This window comes from Vibrio sp. Vb1729 (genome assembly GCF_033338655.1).
Classification (GTDB): domain Bacteria; phylum Pseudomonadota; class Gammaproteobacteria; order Enterobacterales; family Vibrionaceae; genus Vibrio; species Vibrio alginolyticus.
In genome coordinates this window covers 104,505-121,378 of the sequence record NZ_JAWOTB010000011.1, presented here as the reverse complement: position 1 = coordinate 121,378, position 16,874 = coordinate 104,505, and the positions used below count along the sequence as shown (strand labels likewise).

The 16,874-nt window shown below is 44.9% G+C and carries 14 protein-coding genes and 2 pseudogenes; 3 read left to right on the top strand and 13 right to left on the bottom strand.

Annotated features, from left to right (window positions below; translation table 11 throughout):
- Window positions 1-76: 76 nt before the first annotated feature.
- Window positions 77-313 (bottom strand): hypothetical protein, encoded by a 237-nt coding sequence (locus R7E29_RS05395; RefSeq protein WP_005374030.1) that lies wholly within the window; start codon window positions 311-313, stop codon window positions 77-79.
- Window positions 314-561: 248 nt separating this feature from the next.
- On the opposite strand from R7E29_RS05395, the gene R7E29_RS05390 reads away from it, so the two are divergent.
- On the top strand, window positions 562-1,437 hold the full coding sequence (locus R7E29_RS05390) for a LysR family transcriptional regulator (protein WP_213906706.1): 876 nt from the start codon (window positions 562-564) through the stop codon (window positions 1,435-1,437).
- A 68-nt stretch (window positions 1,438-1,505) separates the two neighbouring features.
- Here R7E29_RS05390 and R7E29_RS05385 read toward each other — a convergent pair whose 3' ends face one another.
- From R7E29_RS05385 to R7E29_RS05350, 8 genes and pseudogenes are all read right to left on the bottom strand, one after another.
- Window positions 1,506-2,375, bottom strand: a complete 870-nt coding sequence (locus tag R7E29_RS05385) for a LysR substrate-binding domain-containing protein (RefSeq protein WP_054576175.1) — start codon at window positions 2,373-2,375, stop codon at window positions 1,506-1,508.
- A gap of 200 nt (window positions 2,376-2,575) precedes the next feature.
- Window positions 2,576-3,556: an OmpA family protein gene (locus R7E29_RS05380; protein WP_005374035.1), complete on the bottom strand. Its 981-nt coding sequence runs from the start codon at window positions 3,554-3,556 to the stop codon at window positions 2,576-2,578.
- A 454-nt stretch (window positions 3,557-4,010) separates the two neighbouring features.
- Window positions 4,011-5,135 carry a M14-type cytosolic carboxypeptidase gene (locus R7E29_RS05375; RefSeq protein ID WP_017819760.1) on the bottom strand — a complete coding sequence of 375 codons (1,125 nt, stop codon included), beginning with the start codon at window positions 5,133-5,135 and terminating at the stop codon, window positions 4,011-4,013.
- A gap of 113 nt (window positions 5,136-5,248) precedes the next feature.
- Complete coding sequence (locus R7E29_RS05370) at window positions 5,249-6,649, bottom strand: FAD-dependent oxidoreductase (RefSeq protein WP_017635100.1); 1,401 nt, start codon at window positions 6,647-6,649, stop codon at window positions 5,249-5,251.
- 116 nt (window positions 6,650-6,765) lie between these two features.
- Window positions 6,766-7,513: pseudogene (locus tag R7E29_RS05365) on the bottom strand (IS5 family transposase).
- A 122-nt stretch (window positions 7,514-7,635) separates the two neighbouring features.
- On the bottom strand, window positions 7,636-9,174 hold the full coding sequence (locus R7E29_RS05360; RefSeq protein WP_155489403.1) for a hypothetical protein: 1,539 nt from the start codon (window positions 9,172-9,174) through the stop codon (window positions 7,636-7,638).
- A 165-nt stretch (window positions 9,175-9,339) separates the two neighbouring features.
- Window positions 9,340-9,674, bottom strand: a pseudogene (locus R7E29_RS05355) (transposase); the annotation flags it as partial.
- A 207-nt stretch (window positions 9,675-9,881) separates the two neighbouring features.
- On the bottom strand, window positions 9,882-10,241 hold the full coding sequence (locus R7E29_RS05350) for a DUF3316 domain-containing protein (protein ID WP_017635096.1): 360 nt from the start codon (window positions 10,239-10,241) through the stop codon (window positions 9,882-9,884).
- Window positions 10,242-10,653: 412 nt separating this feature from the next.
- On the opposite strand from R7E29_RS05350, the gene R7E29_RS05345 reads away from it, so the two are divergent.
- Window positions 10,654-11,580 (top strand): VirK/YbjX family protein, encoded by a 927-nt coding sequence (locus R7E29_RS05345; protein WP_005384371.1) that lies wholly within the window; start codon window positions 10,654-10,656, stop codon window positions 11,578-11,580.
- 12 nt (window positions 11,581-11,592) lie between these two features.
- Entirely contained in the window at window positions 11,593-12,144 is a 552-nt protein-coding gene (locus R7E29_RS05340; RefSeq protein ID WP_005374044.1) for an outer membrane beta-barrel protein, read from the top strand.
- 92 nt (window positions 12,145-12,236) lie between these two features.
- On the opposite strand, the gene R7E29_RS05335 is transcribed toward R7E29_RS05340, so the two are convergent.
- The 4 genes from R7E29_RS05335 to R7E29_RS05320 all read right to left on the bottom strand — a co-directional run bounded on the left by R7E29_RS05335 (window position 12,237) and on the right by R7E29_RS05320 (window position 16,762).
- The gene (locus R7E29_RS05335; protein ID WP_064354503.1) at window positions 12,237-13,142 is read right to left on the bottom strand and encodes an EamA family transporter; all 906 of its coding nucleotides are present in this window, start codon (window positions 13,140-13,142) and stop codon (window positions 12,237-12,239) included.
- Between the two features lie 66 nt (window positions 13,143-13,208).
- Window positions 13,209-13,913, bottom strand: coding sequence for a phosphonate utilization transcriptional regulator PhnR (gene phnR / locus R7E29_RS05330; protein ID WP_005442366.1), 705 nt, complete (start codon window positions 13,911-13,913; stop codon window positions 13,209-13,211).
- A 9-nt stretch (window positions 13,914-13,922) separates the two neighbouring features.
- Window positions 13,923-15,647, bottom strand: coding sequence for a putative 2-aminoethylphosphonate ABC transporter permease subunit (locus R7E29_RS05325; RefSeq protein ID WP_064354502.1), 1,725 nt, complete (start codon window positions 15,645-15,647; stop codon window positions 13,923-13,925).
- 8 nt (window positions 15,648-15,655) lie between these two features.
- Entirely contained in the window at window positions 15,656-16,762 is a 1,107-nt protein-coding gene (locus R7E29_RS05320; RefSeq protein ID WP_064354501.1) for a putative 2-aminoethylphosphonate ABC transporter ATP-binding protein, read from the bottom strand.
- Between the last annotated feature and the right edge of the window lie 112 nt (window positions 16,763-16,874).

Below are 16,874 nucleotides of genomic sequence, written 5' to 3'. Positions count from 1 at the left end.
GTAATTATGATCTGATGATATTACATATAGAAATGCCGCGAAGAACGCGGCATTTTCTTAACAAGAAACTATTCGATTAATCACGTCGACCACGAAGTTCAATTTTTTGAGTTGCAGCATCCGAATGGATTGTTACACCGCCATAGGCCATTTCATTGCGACCCTTCAGCGTCAATTGAGAATCTGCACGCTCTACGTCAACCTGATTTTTCGTTGCCATCGTCATATCAATCGTGCCCGTGTATGACCCATCGCCAGCAAATGCTACGTTTGTTGAGCAAACCATCAAAACAAGTGCGATTAGTTTTTTCATACATCACCTCTATTATCGTTCTTACTTTCTGTCGGTGGAAAAACTGTAACAACAGAAACGCGCTCATACGAGGAAAGCCATTATTTACCAAATGGAAATCCATGCTAATAAACTGATGTAACCAAGAATAACTTATCGTTACCTTCAATAAATCAGGGATAAGGCAGCAACTTAAATTGACCGAGCGTTGTCTTTTCTTAAGAAATTCAGCGATATGATTTGTCGACAAAAGCCAAGCGAGACAATGTATGAGCGTTAATCTGGATATTCAAAATATTTTGGTATTAAAACGGATGTATGAGTTACGTAACGTCCGGTTAGTCGCAGAATCACTCGGTAAAACGTCAGGAGCAATCAGCAAAAATCTGACAAAGATGAAAACTCAGCTCAATGATCCGCTATTCGTTCAGACCAAAAATGGCTTTGAACCAACACCTTTTGTGGAAGCGAACATTGCGCATTTTGAGCAAATAATCAACAGCATTGATTCCATCAAACCACAGCATTTTTCACCAGCTCATTTTGACGGTTCAATCACTATTTATGCCAACACATTGTTTTGGGAGTACTTTGGTGACAAGTTTTACTTGGAGTTACTAAAGCACGCTCCAGAAGCAAAATTCTCATGTTTGCGCTGGGGTAGCGAAGCAAAAAAACGATTAATTGACGGTGAAAACGCCATTGCGATTCATTACTTTGATGAAGATCTGCCACAGTCAATTGTTCAGACCGAACTAGGGCGAGGAAAAGCGGTATTTTTTGTTCGACAAGATCATCCCGCTCAAAACTCCCAAGAACTAGAAGAATACCCTTTTATACTTTTTAAAACGCCGGGATGGAACGACTACCGATACCCAGTGTTGGAAAGGCTCAAACATATAGGTTTTAGAACCACACCTAAAGTGGAAATTGAGCATCCAGCGATGATTCAAAAAGTGCTTCTGCAAACGAATCATTTTGGCATAACGATGAGTGGACATGTTCCTAAGGGTTGCCGGAGTATCGCGCTTCCTGGCGGGCTAGAGCTTGATGTTCGCTACGTGATGAGCTGTCGTCGCTCTCAACAGCAAGCTCCGGTAAATCAGTGGTTATTAGATGTCATTAAGCATGTCGCTCAGTCCTAGACTGATGACTTGCTACTGCTAATAATAGCCAAACCACACATGCGCTCTACTTACTCGCTGAACGAACATTAAAGACTCTGTATTAACCATTGAGCAAAGGTGTTTACGTGTGATTTTTCGGATGCTCGAACCATCATATAATGTGCACCAGAACTTGGCATATGCCAAGTTCCAACCTGGACTAATACGCCCTGTTGCAGCTCATCCTCAACAAGAAAGTCTCTTACCAACAACACGCCAAGTTGATTAATCGCAGCATGAATAGCAAGCAATGAATGCTCAAACTCGGCGACGACTTTGCTCACCTTCCCTTGATAACCTTGGTGCGCAAGCCACTCTTGCCAAGATTCATGATAACCGCTAGTGCAGATTTTAGGCACTTTAGCTAACTGCGAGAGGTCATTTATCGGGTTTAAATGCATAAAGCCCGGGCTTGCGACAACGATCCAGTTTTCTTGGGTTAATCGTATGGCTTCTTGCTCTTGCCAATCTCCATCTCCGTTAATAATTTCGATATCCGCAATCGCACTGGCGCTTGGAACTGTACTAGCAGTAGTCGAGATTTTAAAGGAGATGTCTGGGAATTGTCGCTGAAAATCAGCCAATCTTGGCATTAACCATTGAGAGCAAAAGCTGTGAGCGACATGTAAGTTAACTTGCGTATTCTTGGGACGAGTAAATAAATGCTGCGTCGTGGTCGATAATGTTTGAAGCACATGATTAACCACTGGCCAGTATTCTTGCGCGGAGCAGGTCAGCGTAAGGTGAGTGCCCTTACGCTCGAATAACGTCGCATTGAGCTGTGACTCTAGCGATTTCACCTGTTGGCTTACGGCCGCACGAGTCACATTTAGCTCCTCTGCAGCTTTTGTAAAACTCTGTAGTCGAGCCGTGGCTTCAAAAGCTCGGAGCAAATTGAGCGGCGGTAAACTTTGCATATCATTCTCCCAAACACTTGGCTGTCATGCTATGAACTGGTGATGACAAATTGATGAAGGTGCTGAGTTTACGTATGTTGAGCACATGTCAAAGCGTCCCGATATAACTATGTTTCTACACAACTACTTAGTTAGTTAAGCGGGATCAAAAAAGCCAGCGTGATACACGCTGGCTTTTGGAACTTTATCTTAAGCAGGAATTATTCTGCTTTTTCAGTTGTTTGGTATTCAAACGCAGGAACAACCACTTCAACACGACGGTTCATTTGACGACCTTGACGTGTCTCGTTGCTTGCTACTGGGTTAGCTTCACCCATGCCTTTCACTGTCATACGCTCAGCCGCAATACCTTTTGCTTGGAACTCGTCAGCAACGGCTTTCGCACGTTTTTCTGTGAGTTGCTTGTTGTAAGCAGCAGAACCTGTCGTATCGCTGTAACCCGTGATCTCAACTTGAGCTTGTGGGTAAGTATTCATCAAATCAACGGTACCAGAAAGGTTCGACGCGTCTTTCACTTCTGCACTTTCTAAGTCGAATTGTACTGTCGCTGTTGTTTGAGCAGGGTAAACGTGATCTACAATGCGTGTTGCAGGACGTGCTTCTACCACCTCTTCAACGGCTTTTTCTTGAACGACTGGCTCAGAACCAAACTTGTAGTTGAAACCGATACCGAAGAAATCTGAATCCATGTCTTCAATTACATCATCAGACATATCTTGGTAGCGTTGGTATTCAGCACGTAGGCTCCAGTTGTAGTTGATTTGGTATTCAGCACCCAGAGAGCCAGTTGGTACGAAATCTTTCTCGTCACCAGCCATCATGTATGCAGCACCAACTTTCGCGAATAGATTCCAAGAATCCGTTAGTGGTAGGTTAAATTTAGGAGCAAGCGTCAATGCCCAAAGATCACCATCAACGGTGTTTAGGCCAGGCTTTTTAAAGTTTGCAGTGAAGTCACCAAGGTAATCAACACCATACTCTGCCGCAACGTACTTGTTGAAGCTGTAGCCTAAGTGCATAGATGCTGCAAAACTGTCGTCGTCACAAGGTTCGTTCAGGTAACACGCATCGTTTAGAGAGTTGTAACCTACTTTACCGCCCATGTAAGTGTCAGCAAGTGCAACGTTTGAGATCACACCACCAGCAAGTACAGTAGCCACTGCTATAGCGATTTTTTTCATTATTCTTTTCCTTTTTCTTGTACACAAAGCAACACATCGCGGCAGCATACTGCCGTAAAATATGAAGCCGTAACTTTCTCTTTTCTTCGAATAGAAATAGCTAAATAGCGTAGGAAAGAATCAAAAATGATATTCAAACGCCAATGACGTAAAACGGAAAAAGGTAACCTCAAGACCATCTATTCATGAGCTTCATCCGCATACCCAACCGAAAAATAAAGTTCGTTGCGTTGGTTTAGCCATAGTCAATTCGTTGCGGAGAATATCACAAAGAAGCCAACTTTCTGTGACGCAAATCACCATAAAAAGCCACTTTCTCAAATTTAAGAATCATCATTTAAGCTTGTGAATGGCAACAAATTTTTACAGGGGAGCGTGGATCTGGAGAGCACAAAAAAACAGCTCATTTAAATGAGCTGTTTTCGAAATAATGAAAAAGCGTTAACTCGTCGAGCTAAATTTTATCCGCTACGGTTAACGTTGCAGCTAATACATCTTGCCCAAACAAAACACTACGCTCAGGAGACCAACCGTAAAGTGGATCTGGGTGATTGTTGTTATCTTTAAATGGCATTTCGATTGTGTAAGACAAGCATTTGAACTGCTCTGCAACCCAATTTGAACCGACCGTCAAATTCGCTTTACCAGGCTCATCTTTATCGTAACCAATCTCATCTTGGAACTCTGGCGTAATAGTCAGTAACGCTTGCTTAAATGATGTCTCTAAAGCGGCAAGATTTTCATCGTAAGAAGGAATACCTTCTGAGCCAGCGACGAAGTTATACGGAATCGCTTCATCGCCATGAATATCTAAAAACATGTCAACACCCGTTTCCAGCATGCGCTGACGCACAAGGTAGACTTCTGGGCTCTTTTCCATTGATGGCGTTTGCCATTCACGATTTAGGTTTACGCCTACTGCGTTGGTACGCAAGTGACCGCGAATACCACCGTCTGGGTTCATGTTTGGTACGACGTAAAGCACCGCTTTTTCAAGCAATGCACGCGCAACCGTGTCGTTTTCATCTAACAGACGTTGGATCATACCTTCCATGAACCATTCCGCCATTGTCTCACCTGGGTGCTGACGTGCAATCATCCAGATTTTCTTTTTACCTTCTTCTGGCTCACCGAAAGTAAGCAAGCTCATGTCGTTGCCGTCTAATGTGTGGCCTAGTGTTTCAAGTTGGCAGTGGTGCGCGCTTTGTGCCATGTGTAACAAGTCTAAATGACGATCGTACGTGTATGGCGCAAAGTACGCGAAGTAAATTGAGCTGCGCTCAGGGATTACAGTGAAAGTCAGCGTGTCGCCATCGAACTCTGCCGGTACTCGGAACCATTCTTCACGATCGTAAGACGCAACCACATCGTAACCTTGCCATCCTTCTGGATAAGCCGATTTAGCCAAATCAAGCAATTTGATGGTGTGCGATTGCTCAGCTTCTGTCTCAAGACGGAAGTGGAACCACTGGTAGAATTCCGACATATTGTCGTTAGGAATTTTGAGTTGGATGTCGTTTTTGTCGTCCGCTTTCACTACGTGAATGCTGCCGCTATCGAAGTTGCTGAATACTTTCATTTTATGACTCACCTTTTAAATCTGAGCTTGAAAGACAGAGGCTAACACAAGGCTTCATCGCGCCCCAATGACTTTCACTGCAAACTGTCTCGTTTGTGGCTAAAGTCTTCAGTTTAGTCAAGCTTATCCGCTTTGCCTGCTGGTCCCGCGAGTTTTGCTAGCCACTTATCCCAGATGAATGGCGTCTGCTCGTTATCTTCTGCTTCCTCTTTGCGACGTACCGCGTTGCGCACTATCATAGCCCCGGTCCAGCGAAGCGGTTCTGGCGGGAAACACCCCAACGGTCCTTTGGCTAAACCACTGTTCGTCCACTCGTTATCGATTCCCAATATCAATGAAGATAGGATCTTTCCGCCCATTCGAGTCTGCGCTACACCATTGCCTGAATAACCAAATCCGTAAAAGATATTGCTCTGTTTATCTAGCTCGCCGAAAAAAGGGAAACCAGTAGCAGAACGATCAGAGCCCCCCGTCCATGAATAAGCAAACTCCTCCCCTCTCAAATGAGGAAACAACTTATCGAACGACTTGCGCAGTAGACCTTGGTAGCGTGTTGGCTTGTTAAACATTGCGTCAACTTGGTTATTGAAAGAAAACTGATTGCCGCCTTTCCCCAACATCAAACGGCCATCTGGCGTATCTCGGTAATAGTGGACGAAGATACGTGAATCCAACACGCTAGAACCTGCCTGCCAACCAGATAGAGGTAGTGCGTCACCAAGCGGCCTGGTGATCACCATGTCGGAAGAGACCACCACGATACTGTTTTTGAACTGTTTAAACTGCTCCACCATCCATGCATTTAATGCCAATACCACCTGCTGCGCTTGAATGTTTCCTTTAGGTGTACAGACAATGGCAGGTTTTCCATAATCTAGACGCGTCATCGGCGTGTCCTCATAAACTTCTACACCCAGATCAATAGCAACACGGCGTAACCCTCTCGCTAATAATGCAGGTTGAACGCTGGCTGCAACTGGAGAGTGAAAGCCTTCTATATGTCGAGGTGAACCCGCATTGGCACGCAGTTCCTCCACCGAGCAACGACGCCAACTGTTCACTTCTAATCGCTTTAACTCGTCCACAACTGGCTGCATTCCCCCAGTTTGAGCCTGATTGGTTGCAGTGTAATAAACCCCTTTCAACGATAAGTGCGCATCGATGTTGTGCTGCTGACAAAAGTCGTCAATCTCGAGCACTGCTTGTTCCGACTCTTTTACTAACCAAGCAGCATGTTCTTCACCGAATAACCGTTTCAATGTCGGAAACTTGGTAGACCAAGTCAGCATACAACCGCCGTTTGCGCCCGATGCACCACTGCCACAAAGGCCTTTTTCAATCACGACTACCTTTTTTTCCGGAGATTGCTGCTTAATCATAATCGCGGTCCAAAGTCCGGTGTATCCGCCACCAACAATCGCAACGTCAGTATTAATGTTCTGCTGTAACGGTTGTGGCGTTTCTGGTTGCTCAGCTTCAATTGCCTGCTTGAACCAATATGAATGATGTGTCATCGGGTATCCTTTGTAGAAGTGACGCACACAACCGTGCTTTGTCACCACTTTACAAACCTACCGAATATTCAACGAGCTAGAAAAACTTACGCTGAGCATTAGAAAATATTTAGATCCTATCCCAAAAGGGGTTTATTCCAAACAATGAGGCCACAAGCAAAATGCGACATGGCCTCGTAGTTTTCTATTTCTTATCCCAACGAACAAGCAATCTACGATAATGGTTTAACCAGCTATGGGTTCGCTCCACTACCCAACTATGAGCCTTAAAATCATCCGATTGTTTTAAGCTAGCTGCCTCTTCTTCTCGTGATTGAACATGAGGGATGTAGTTCAAAGTAACCAGTTCATCATGTAACCTCTGTCGAGATACAGTGGCGCTTGTAAAGGTGGTCGATAGCTTTCTAATGCATCTAAAGTTTGAAGTACCCATTTGATATCGTGAACGTTGGCACCACGCTGACTACAGCAAGTGGCAATCCATTCGCATCCGTCAACAAACTGCGTTTTATGCCTTGTTTTTGGGTTCTTTGCTGTTTTTTTGAGCCAGATAAAGGCACTTTAGTTTGGCAGCCATCCATTGATATAGAGCGCCAATCAACACCAACGTAAATCATGCCATTTTGCCAAAATCGCTCAAAAACGCCTGCATCTCGCCACTCTTGAAAGCGACGATGTGCGAAGCTAGAGGTACAAATGCCCGTTGCGTTAAGCGCATTCCACTGACAACCAGTTCTAAAGACAAAAAGAATGCCGTTCATCGCATCACTATTATCGACTCGTTTTCGATGCGTACCGAAGGATGGTTAGTCTTATGAACGGGCAACAATGGCTCAATTTTTCCCAGAGCACATTAAAGATCAGGTATTATGTTGAACTCATTTACAGTATTTTCAATAGGTGTTGATTTAGCTCAGGCAACACCTATTGAGATAGGTTCTTAGCTCGAGGGCTGCGATATCACTTGGGAAGTCGACGATTGATTATTACATGGGGGTCGCTAAATAGAGTTTGTCTTTGTCTCTATCGACATACACCACATAAGGGACATTGCCAACACGAAATCCATAGGGCTCAACGGCAGCTTCTATCGGAATAACTCGTTCGATTTTACGGTTGAGTAAATCAACTCGCCAGATGCAGGCATAGGCTGATGAGTTATCAAAATAGATTTCATAACTATCGCCCCCCCAAGAAAGGTTATTGATCACCCAGTTTTCGTAGTGATCATTAATCAGAATGCTTTTATGGTAGGGGCTTTCAACGAGTAATTGGCCGTCATCGCTGCTTATTTGACTTTGTTGGTCGGCTGATACTAGCGGTACGGACGAATAGCGTCCTTTGTGCGGAGGTGGCACATAGGGAACCTGTACCAGAGAGGGGGATGCTGCAGTGAGATCTAGCTCAAAATAATCATCCTGTTTGTTTTTTATATACAGCAGTGATTCTTCGATACTATGGACATAGACCTGTTCAGGTGCTGTGAATACGGTCTTTTTGTTACCCGTTAGCAAATCAAGCGTCTTTATATCATTGCCAAGATTATAAATTAGCTCAATACGATCCTTATATTGAGCGACAAGGAAGTTTTCCTCACTAGCCATTTCATTGATGTCGATGAGCGCTTTATGTCCCCACCAGTTGTATGGGTCGACGGTAAAATCTGTCGTTATTGTTTTTTCTAGCTCAGTAAGGTGTTCCGGTGAGTAATCATTGTCGCTTTTGCTCTGTACCATACCGGTATTGAGCTGTGCGACTTGCTGTTGCGTTGTTTCGTTGGTTTGATAAGCGCGTAATGAATAGTATTCGGTACGTTTGTTAACGGATTGGGGTTGCAGGGGGCCTTCTGTGTTAAAGACATAGGCAACCATCATAGAGCGTTCGTCGCCAAGGAAGAGAAGACGGGTCTTGCCATCGTTGGGTATAACACCGTCGAAGGGAATGCGAATTGCTTTATTTTCGGTGTCCGCCTTTAGTAAGGTTAGTGATGTCCCTTGTGTTAATGTTTTGGGGCCAATACATTCTATCGAGTCATGATTTGCGACTTTGCCTTGCCAAGATGCCGGCACGGAAAGGAAGTTTTTGTCAAAAGCACAACTTGAGCGAGTAAGCCGTGTATCAATCCGTGATTCGGTTTGCTTAAGTGAACATAGGCCAAGGTTGGTTTGTATTGCTTGGGCGATACGGGAATGTTTCTGTAACGTATCGGCCTTAACAAGGGAGGCTATGTCGTCACATGCTTTTTGATTATCGCTCCGTGATGCCGCGAGAGAATAGTCGCTAAGCAGCCATAGTGTTTCTACTGACGGTGAATGCGCCGAAAACAAAGCTGGGCAACTATCAGCATAAAGATAAGCTGCGTAGTAGGCTGCTGTGTAATCTTTTTTCTGATAATGCTTTAAAAATAGTGCTCGCGTTTTAGCAGTGGTTGTATCGTTGCATGCATTGTTTTCCGTATTGGCTTTAAGCGCAGTGGGAAGTGCAAAAAATCCAACCATGACAAGCGGTAAGATAATTTTTCTCATTAACTGGTGTAATTGTTGTTTATGGTATCAGCACTATAACAGAAAATAGTGGCAAGGCGGTGATGTTAAGTCAGCGAAACAGAGCCAGCGAAAGAGTTGAGCAGTTTCATTCTGGTTTGTGGTCGGTATGAACAGTGCTAAGAATCAAAAGGATTGTCGCTCATAGCCAGCAAAAGGTGCTTTAGTTTGGCAGCCATTGATCTAGAACGCCAATCAACACCCTCGTAAATCAGACCATTTTGCCAAAATAGCTCAAAAACGCCTGCATCTCACCACTATTGAAAGCTACGATGCGCAGAGCTAGAGGTACAAATACCCGTTGTGTTAAGCGCATTCCATTGACAACTAGTTCTGAGAACAAAAAGAATGCCATTCATCGCATCACGATTATCGACTCGTTTTCAATGCGTACCGAGAGGATGGTTAGTCTTGTGAGCGGGCAACAATGGCTCTATTTTTTCCCAGAGCGCATCGAAGATTAGGTATTGTGTTGAACTCATTTACAGTGTTTTCAATAGGTGTTGATTTAACTCAGGCAACACCTATTGAGATAGGTTCTTACGAGATATTACATTTAAGACACACATTCATCAGGAATATATATTTAATAATAAAAAGGGGAGCAAATGCTCCCCAAAAATAATAAAACGAATTCACAACAAGGATTAAATAGGCAATAGAGTTATAAATGCTAGCGAATAAATTAATTAACGATTACCAGGTTCACGCATGCGGTACTCGTATTGAACATTGAGAATAGGCTGGTAAACAACTTGCCCGTCACTTTGCAAGAACTCATTTACCATGACTTTTGAGTCAGTGATAGAAAACGATTGGCGATCAACATACGTTGTAAGGCTCGTAAACTCATCACGGAGTTGTCCAGATGATTTATTTTGGTAGCTTTGGATCATGTCTCGGCCCATTTCATAAGCCGCTTGTTTGCTATCCATTACGTCGCCATGGATAGTTTCGGTATCGTTTGTCCACTGATAACCACCAGCAAGAGCCATAGAAGGTGCAGCAATCAGAGCAATCGTACTTGCTAAAGTTGTTAAGCGTTTCATAAACCTCTCCTTACTTACCTTTACATCGGGCCAAAATTGGCTCGATACTTATAAGGTACGTATAAAGACCTAAAACACGTCAAAACAATTTCAAATAATGTTCAATTTTCGTTCAACTTATTTCACATTAACTTAGCAACTCAACGTCATATTCAGCCGACATTCGCATTTTCTTCCTTTTGAACAATGGGTTTCAACCTGACACTTCCTTACCAAACCATACAATACCTAAGGTCAATTTTCTCTTAGAATTCCAGCAAAAGAACACTGTTCAAAACCTTACACAAACGTCGGACACAGCAAAAACCACCTCTTTTCAGTCGTGCTTTGCATTCCTCCTTTTCGGGTTCTTCGCTGCTCGTCCGTCGGTTCTTAATTGTCGCTATTGAGCACAAGTTAATCTGGAGTGAAAATGACCGCGAACAAATCCATTTTTTACCATAGCAAATCGATTTACTCAGATGATTATGCTGATGTCTACAAGCCAATTTGGACCTACAGAGCTAAGTTCATCTTACGTGCGCTTTATTACAAACGTGCGTTTAAGCACCTTTCAGACAATATTGAATCGTCATTGTTAGAGTTGCTTTGTACACGTACGCATCGATTTTTAGAGAAGCCGTTTCGTCCGTATATCATCAAAAACAACTCAGCGTTCGATCGTTCTAACTTGGTGGTTGATCACTACAAAACGATTTCAGAACTGTTTTCTAAACAAACAATCGAAGAAATCTACACAGACTCGAAAGGCCTAACATTAGCCTCTTTTGAAATTGACGAAATACTGTACTCGGTGAGATTAGTATACGAAGCACGTTATCAAAAAGAAGGCGACATGAGCCTAGTGCTGCACAGCGCTGAAGATGGCAACTTCTACACGCTCTCTTTTACGCTAGGTCACATCGAATCTGGACGCAGCATTATGATTGGCGGCTTACAAGGACCGCGAAGCAGTGAAGAAAACAACGCGAAAATTAAAAAGCTAACTCGTAAGCTTTACGGACAGAGACCAAAAAGCTTGATGGTGAGCTTGCTCACTTTGCTCGCACAAATTTGGGAAGTAAATACGATTCTAGCAGTGAAAACGCAGTCCCATACTTACGCAGCTAAGCGCTACAGCAAAGGGCGAATCAAAACGGATTACGATGCACTCTGGCAAGAATTGGGCGGCACCGAATACAATCGTCATTTTTACTCAATTGATGTAAATGCACCCCGTCGAGATATCGAAGGCATGTCGCGCTCTAAGCGTTCGATGTATCGTCGCCGTTATGAATGGCTAGACAACACCAAGATCACTTTCGAACAAATATTAAAAGGCGAGCAAGCTAAAAGCTAAGGAGAAGCGTTCATGCGTTATTCATTCATTACTGCTTTAGTGTTGTCGGCTTTTTCTTTGTCAGCCAACGCAGAAACCAGTGAGCACATCATAGGTACAAACATTGGCTATGGCGATGTGAACTACGATGCTCCGACAAGCAAAGAATCAGGCGACATGTTCTTAGGTGAAATATATTACCGCTACATGCCAACACATAACTTTGGTATCGAAGCAGGTTATAAAGGCGCGTTTGACGGTATCGGCTCGATACTCGTGAGTCCGATTTCAGAAGTCACCGATACGAGCTTCTCCGGACCTCGCTTGAGTGGCTATGCTAGCTATCCTCTGGGTTCAGGTTTCGAACTGTACGGCAAGGCAGGTGTCACTCTCTACACTCTCGAATACACTTATAAAGTGAACGGTCAGAGCAAGAACATCGAACACTCAAGTGTCGGAGGTGAAGCGGCTGGCGGTATCGGCTGGAGCTATAAACACTTTGGTTTGAATGCAGAATATGTGTACTCAAAAAACAGCGATTTTGACTCTAGCGGCGTGATGTTCGGCGCACAACTGCGTTTCTGACGTCCCTTATACTCCTACCCCTTCCCCAAAAACTCAAAAAGAAAAAGGCAGCGACGGCCTGAGTCGCTGCCTTTTTCTTTCATCAATATGAGTCAGTTCGTCAACGCAAGAATAATCCCCACCAGAATCGAAGTAACCCCAATACCCCGAGTGAGATACCATTTCTCAGACAGAAACCAAATCCCCATAAACAACCCAAACACGATGCTGATTTGCCTTAGTGCCACCACCAAACTCACGTTGTCTGTCATGGTCATCGCAAACAACACCAAGCCGTAGGTAGATGCCATCATTACCCCTGCCATGCTAGCTGTTTTGCGGATCTGCCACGCTGTCTTAATCTCATCTGGTTTGCCCGTAATTAAGCACCACACAAGAGCAGGAATACCAATTGCCCAAAACTGCACGCCCAAGTAGAAGATCGCACTGTACTGATCATTCAAGATCTCTGATGCTTGTCCTGTGAGTAAACTCAGCGCTTCTTTGTCGACCACCGAGTAACCCGTTGTGCCTATTGCGGCAATCAATGCCCAGAACACACCAACGTTCAAATAAGAGCCCAATGTCATCTGACGAAAATTCGTCAGTGGTACCAGCATACAACCAAGGGTAATCAGCAAGAATCCAAGCCACTGCTGACTGGATAATTCATGCCCCAATGCAACACTGATTGCGCCGACCATCATCACAGGCAGTGCCCGAGCAATCGGATAAACCACCCCCACATCAGCGTGCTTATAAGCGACAATCAAACCGACCAAATAAACCATTTGTGAAATGCCGCTAATGAACAGCAATCCCCAAAATTCACTCGGTAATGATGTCCAGCCAATGGTCGCCAAATACCAAATCAAATAAGGGGTAAGAATGGCACAGGCCGAGAAGCTGGCCGCCATAGTAAACGCGAGTCCAGAGCCTGAGTTGCTTTTACCAAGGATATTCCAGCCCGCATGGAGAACAGCAGAAAAAACGACGAGACCAATCGCCAACAAATCCATTTCAATGTTCCTGTCTGAATAAAGTAAAGGCTCCGAGATGGAGCCTTAGATAATGAGAAAATCCACTTAACGATTGAGTTCCGCCAGAGATTCAATGCTGATGGCATCGTGTCGCCAATACTCGATATCGCAATCAATCAACTCACCGTGCTGGTTGTAGTTGATGCGCTCCACCACCATCGCTGGCGTGCCAGCTGTCGCGCGCAGTGCCTGAGCCATTTCACCCAACAAAGTGCTGGTTGAAATGCGGTAGCGAATCTTTTGATACGTTACGCCATAATGATCGCGATAAATGTCCGTCAGTGAATTTGATAAATCGTAGTCCAACAGGTTCGGAAACAGCTCTGGGCGAATGTAGTTTGTTACGAATACCACAGGTCTATCTTCAAGGTATCGCACACGGTCAACTCGATACACATCCGAGAAAGGCTGCAAGTCCAGCAAGCGCGCGGCTTGTTTGTTTGCCAACGTCCCTTTTGCTGCGACCAACTCCGTTTTTGGCACACGATTTTGCGCTTTCGCCATGTTCGGGAAGTTCAGAGTTTGGGTTGGATCGTAACGCAATGGCTCAGGTGAGATAAACCAACCTCGGCGATCTTCGCGATAGATTCGACCTTCCGCTTCTAGCAGTGATAAAGCTTCACGCAGAGTGACGCGTGTAGTATCGAACGACTCCGCCAACTTACGCTCTGCTGGCAGTTTTTGACGCGGCGATAACATGCCCGCTTCAATCTGTTCAACAATCGAATCTTTAATTTTTACGTATTGCACGAAGTGTCCTTATCTTTTGCGCCAAGCTTGTGTGCGATTCTCTAACAATTTACCCAAAGTCATCTGAACAATCTTCGCAATTGCGGCAGCAATCATGATCATCACAGCCATTGCCGCTGCAGCGCCAGTTTGACCTGCATCGTCCATATTCAGAATCGAGACCGAAGCCGGAATCGTATCGGTTGAGTAAAGGAATACTACCGCAGAAGTGGTGGTCAATGCATTAACAAACAAGTAAGTCGCAATGTCCAAAATCGTAGGTAAGCACACAGGTAATGTCACTTTAAAGAACAACTTGTATTGAGGAAGCTTCACCGATGCCGCCGTGGCTTCAATCTCCGATGGCAACTGCTTTAGCGCTGTCAGGGCGGTCATGTGACCCACTGTGTAGTAATGCACTACCGTGTTAATTACCAAGAATGCCATGGTGCCATAAAGTACGTTCAGAGGATTGTTCGCATCGTTGAAGTAAAAGATGTAACCCAAGCCAAGCACCATACCCGGAACTGCCATTGGCACCACGCTGAGCATTTGCATCACCTGACGAATTGGACCAAACGCACGCCCTTTCTCAATGCAGTAAGCACCGACAAAGATAATGGCTGTACCGATCACTGCCGTCCAGCCTGCCAGCGTTAGCGAATTGAAGAATGGGCTCCAACCGTAAGTGCTCATTTCAGCAAAGTTGTAGTTGTTTAGCGTCAGCGCTTTGTTCCAAGGCCAGAACGTCACTAACGAGCCATACACCGCCATGCCAAGCACAGCCAGCACTGCAATAGAAATGATGCTGCAGTAAACCAAACAGATGCTGTCGCGCGCTTTGTTGGGTTCTGGCTGATAAGGCACTGAACGTGTGTCGAATAAGCTCTTTTGTTTTTTCTGTACCCAGCGATCTGCACCAAATGCCATTACCGCAGGGAATAACAACATAATGCTGGTCACCGCACCCATGGCAAAGTTTTGTTGTCCCACAACTTGCTTGAAGATGTCAGTCGCCAGGACGTTGTAGCTTCCACCAATCACTTTCGGCACACCAAAGTCCGTGATAACCAGCGTAAAGACCACGATAAGCGTACTGATCAAACCGTATTTCGCCGCAGGTAACGTCACCATAAAGAAGGTTTTGATGGGTGAAGTTTTCAGTGCGCGGGCTGCTTCATACAAACGGGCATCTGAAGTACGCAGCGAAGTAGTCAAAATCATCAATGCATGAGGGAAGGTCCAGAAAATCAAACCCATCGAGATACCAATCACGCCGTAAATCGAGTTTCCTAACAGCATCTCTTTGGCAATGCCTTGATTACCGAAAAGGAAAATCAAACTGATCGCTGGTAACAACGAAGGCGCGAGAATCGGCGCAGTACCTAGGATTTGGAACAAACCTTTAAACGGCATGCATGAACGAGTCAGCGCATAGGCATAGCCAAACGCAAGCACACCCACTACCGAGGTCACTATCACGCCCAGAGTGAAAGTGTTGCCCACCGACACCCACAAGCTTGAAGAAGAAAAGTACGTCGCAAAGTTTGCCAATCCGACAAATTCGCCATTGGCATTTTGCACACTCTTGGTCAACATGGCCCAAAGCGGCATTAAGATGAAGAGCACCATCATGGTCGACAAGCCAGCGAGCAAACCAAACAACACAAGGTTGTCACGGCTGACACGTCCGAGTAAGGGTTTTGCTTTGTCTTGTGTGGTCAGGCTATTCATCGTCATTGTCTTCGCATCCATGTTTACACCTACGCTGCTAGCGCTTTATCAACCGAGGGCACGGCGTAACCATGCAGCCCTTCTTCAGCAAACTGGATGTAACGTACATCGCCCGCTTTGATATTGAGTTTTTGAACCGTTTCCACAGGCACATCCACGACGATGGTTTTCGTTGAGCTGTCGTTTTGCAATACGCAATCAATACGGAAAAACGCCCCCAGAAACTCGGTTGCGGTAACTCGCACTGGTAAAGAGTTGGTGTAGTTTTCAACGAACTTGATGCTTTCAGGACGCACCGCAAGGTCGAAGCGATCACCACGTTGGATCTTACGATTGGTCAAGCTTGGCGCTGGCATTAGGGTTTCCGCAATGCGCACTTGGGAGTCCGTAGCTACTGAGGTTTCAATAAAGTTCATGCTGCCGACAAACTCAGCAACAAAGCGCGTGGCTGGTTGTTGGTAGATCTCTTGAGGTGTGCCTACTTGCTCAATCACACCATGGTTCATTACCACGATACGATCCGCCATCGACAACGCTTCGTCCTGATCGTGCGTAACCATGATGGTAGTGATGCCAAGCTTGCGTTGCAGCTTACAAATTTCATCACGTAAGTGAACACGTACTTTCGCATCCAACGCAGATAAAGGTTCATCAAGAAGAAGCAGTCCCGGAGATAAAGCAAGCGCTCGCGCTAACGCCACACGTTGTTGCTGACCGCCCGACAACTGGTTAGGAAACTTCTGCCCTGAGGTTGGTAAGCCTATCGTTTCGAGCCACTGCTCTACTTTCTCCAGCGCCTCTTTGGTTGACATACCTTGGTTTTTCAAACCCACCGCAATGTTCTCTTGTACGGTGAGGTTTGGAAACAGCGCGTAAGACTGAAACACAATGCCGAAATCACGCTTTTCTGGTGGTAGAAATGTGGTCTCTTGGCCGTTTTGAAAAATCGCGCCAGAAGTAGGTAGATCTAAACCTGCAATGGCACGTAATAACGTAGTTTTACCGCAGCCAGAAGGGCCTAAAAAACAAACGAACTCGCCTTTTTCGATCGCCAGTGAGATTTGCTTTAATGCAGTGAACTGTCCGAATTGCTTCACTACATCTTCGATATTTAGGTAATGTTGGTTAGTTGACATAACACACGCTCCAAATGGTATATACCAACTTTAATTTTGGAGTGTTACGTTCCAATGACAAATTTATAGCCAGAAGATGACAAATAGATGAAGGGAGATAGGGTTTGTTTAA

Excerpts from the sequence above, each read along its gene's own strand:
- R7E29_RS05395 (WP_005374030.1), bottom strand. The coding sequence starts at position 313 with ATGAAAAAACTAATCGCACTTGTTTTGATGGTTTGCTCAACAAACGTA.
- R7E29_RS05390 (WP_213906706.1), top strand. The coding sequence starts at position 562 with ATGAGCGTTAATCTGGATATTCAAAATATTTTGGTATTAAAACGGATG.
- R7E29_RS05385 (WP_054576175.1), bottom strand. The coding sequence starts at position 2,375 with ATGCAAAGTTTACCGCCGCTCAATTTGCTCCGAGCTTTTGAAGCCACG.
- R7E29_RS05380 (WP_005374035.1), bottom strand. The coding sequence starts at position 3,556 with ATGAAAAAAATCGCTATAGCAGTGGCTACTGTACTTGCTGGTGGTGTG.
- R7E29_RS05375 (WP_017819760.1), bottom strand. The coding sequence starts at position 5,135 with ATGAAAGTATTCAGCAACTTCGATAGCGGCAGCATTCACGTAGTGAAA.
- R7E29_RS05370 (WP_017635100.1), bottom strand. The coding sequence starts at position 6,649 with ATGACACATCATTCATATTGGTTCAAGCAGGCAATTGAAGCTGAGCAA.
- R7E29_RS05360 (WP_155489403.1), bottom strand. The coding sequence starts at position 9,174 with ATGAGAAAAATTATCTTACCGCTTGTCATGGTTGGATTTTTTGCACTT.
- R7E29_RS05350 (WP_017635096.1), bottom strand. The coding sequence starts at position 10,241 with ATGAAACGCTTAACAACTTTAGCAAGTACGATTGCTCTGATTGCTGCA.
- R7E29_RS05345 (WP_005384371.1), top strand. The coding sequence starts at position 10,654 with ATGACCGCGAACAAATCCATTTTTTACCATAGCAAATCGATTTACTCA.
- R7E29_RS05340 (WP_005374044.1), top strand. The coding sequence starts at position 11,593 with ATGCGTTATTCATTCATTACTGCTTTAGTGTTGTCGGCTTTTTCTTTG.
- R7E29_RS05335 (WP_064354503.1), bottom strand. The coding sequence starts at position 13,142 with ATGGATTTGTTGGCGATTGGTCTCGTCGTTTTTTCTGCTGTTCTCCAT.
- R7E29_RS05325 (WP_064354502.1), bottom strand. The coding sequence starts at position 15,647 with ATGGATGCGAAGACAATGACGATGAATAGCCTGACCACACAAGACAAA.
- R7E29_RS05320 (WP_064354501.1), bottom strand. The coding sequence starts at position 16,762 with ATGTCAACTAACCAACATTACCTAAATATCGAAGATGTAGTGAAGCAA.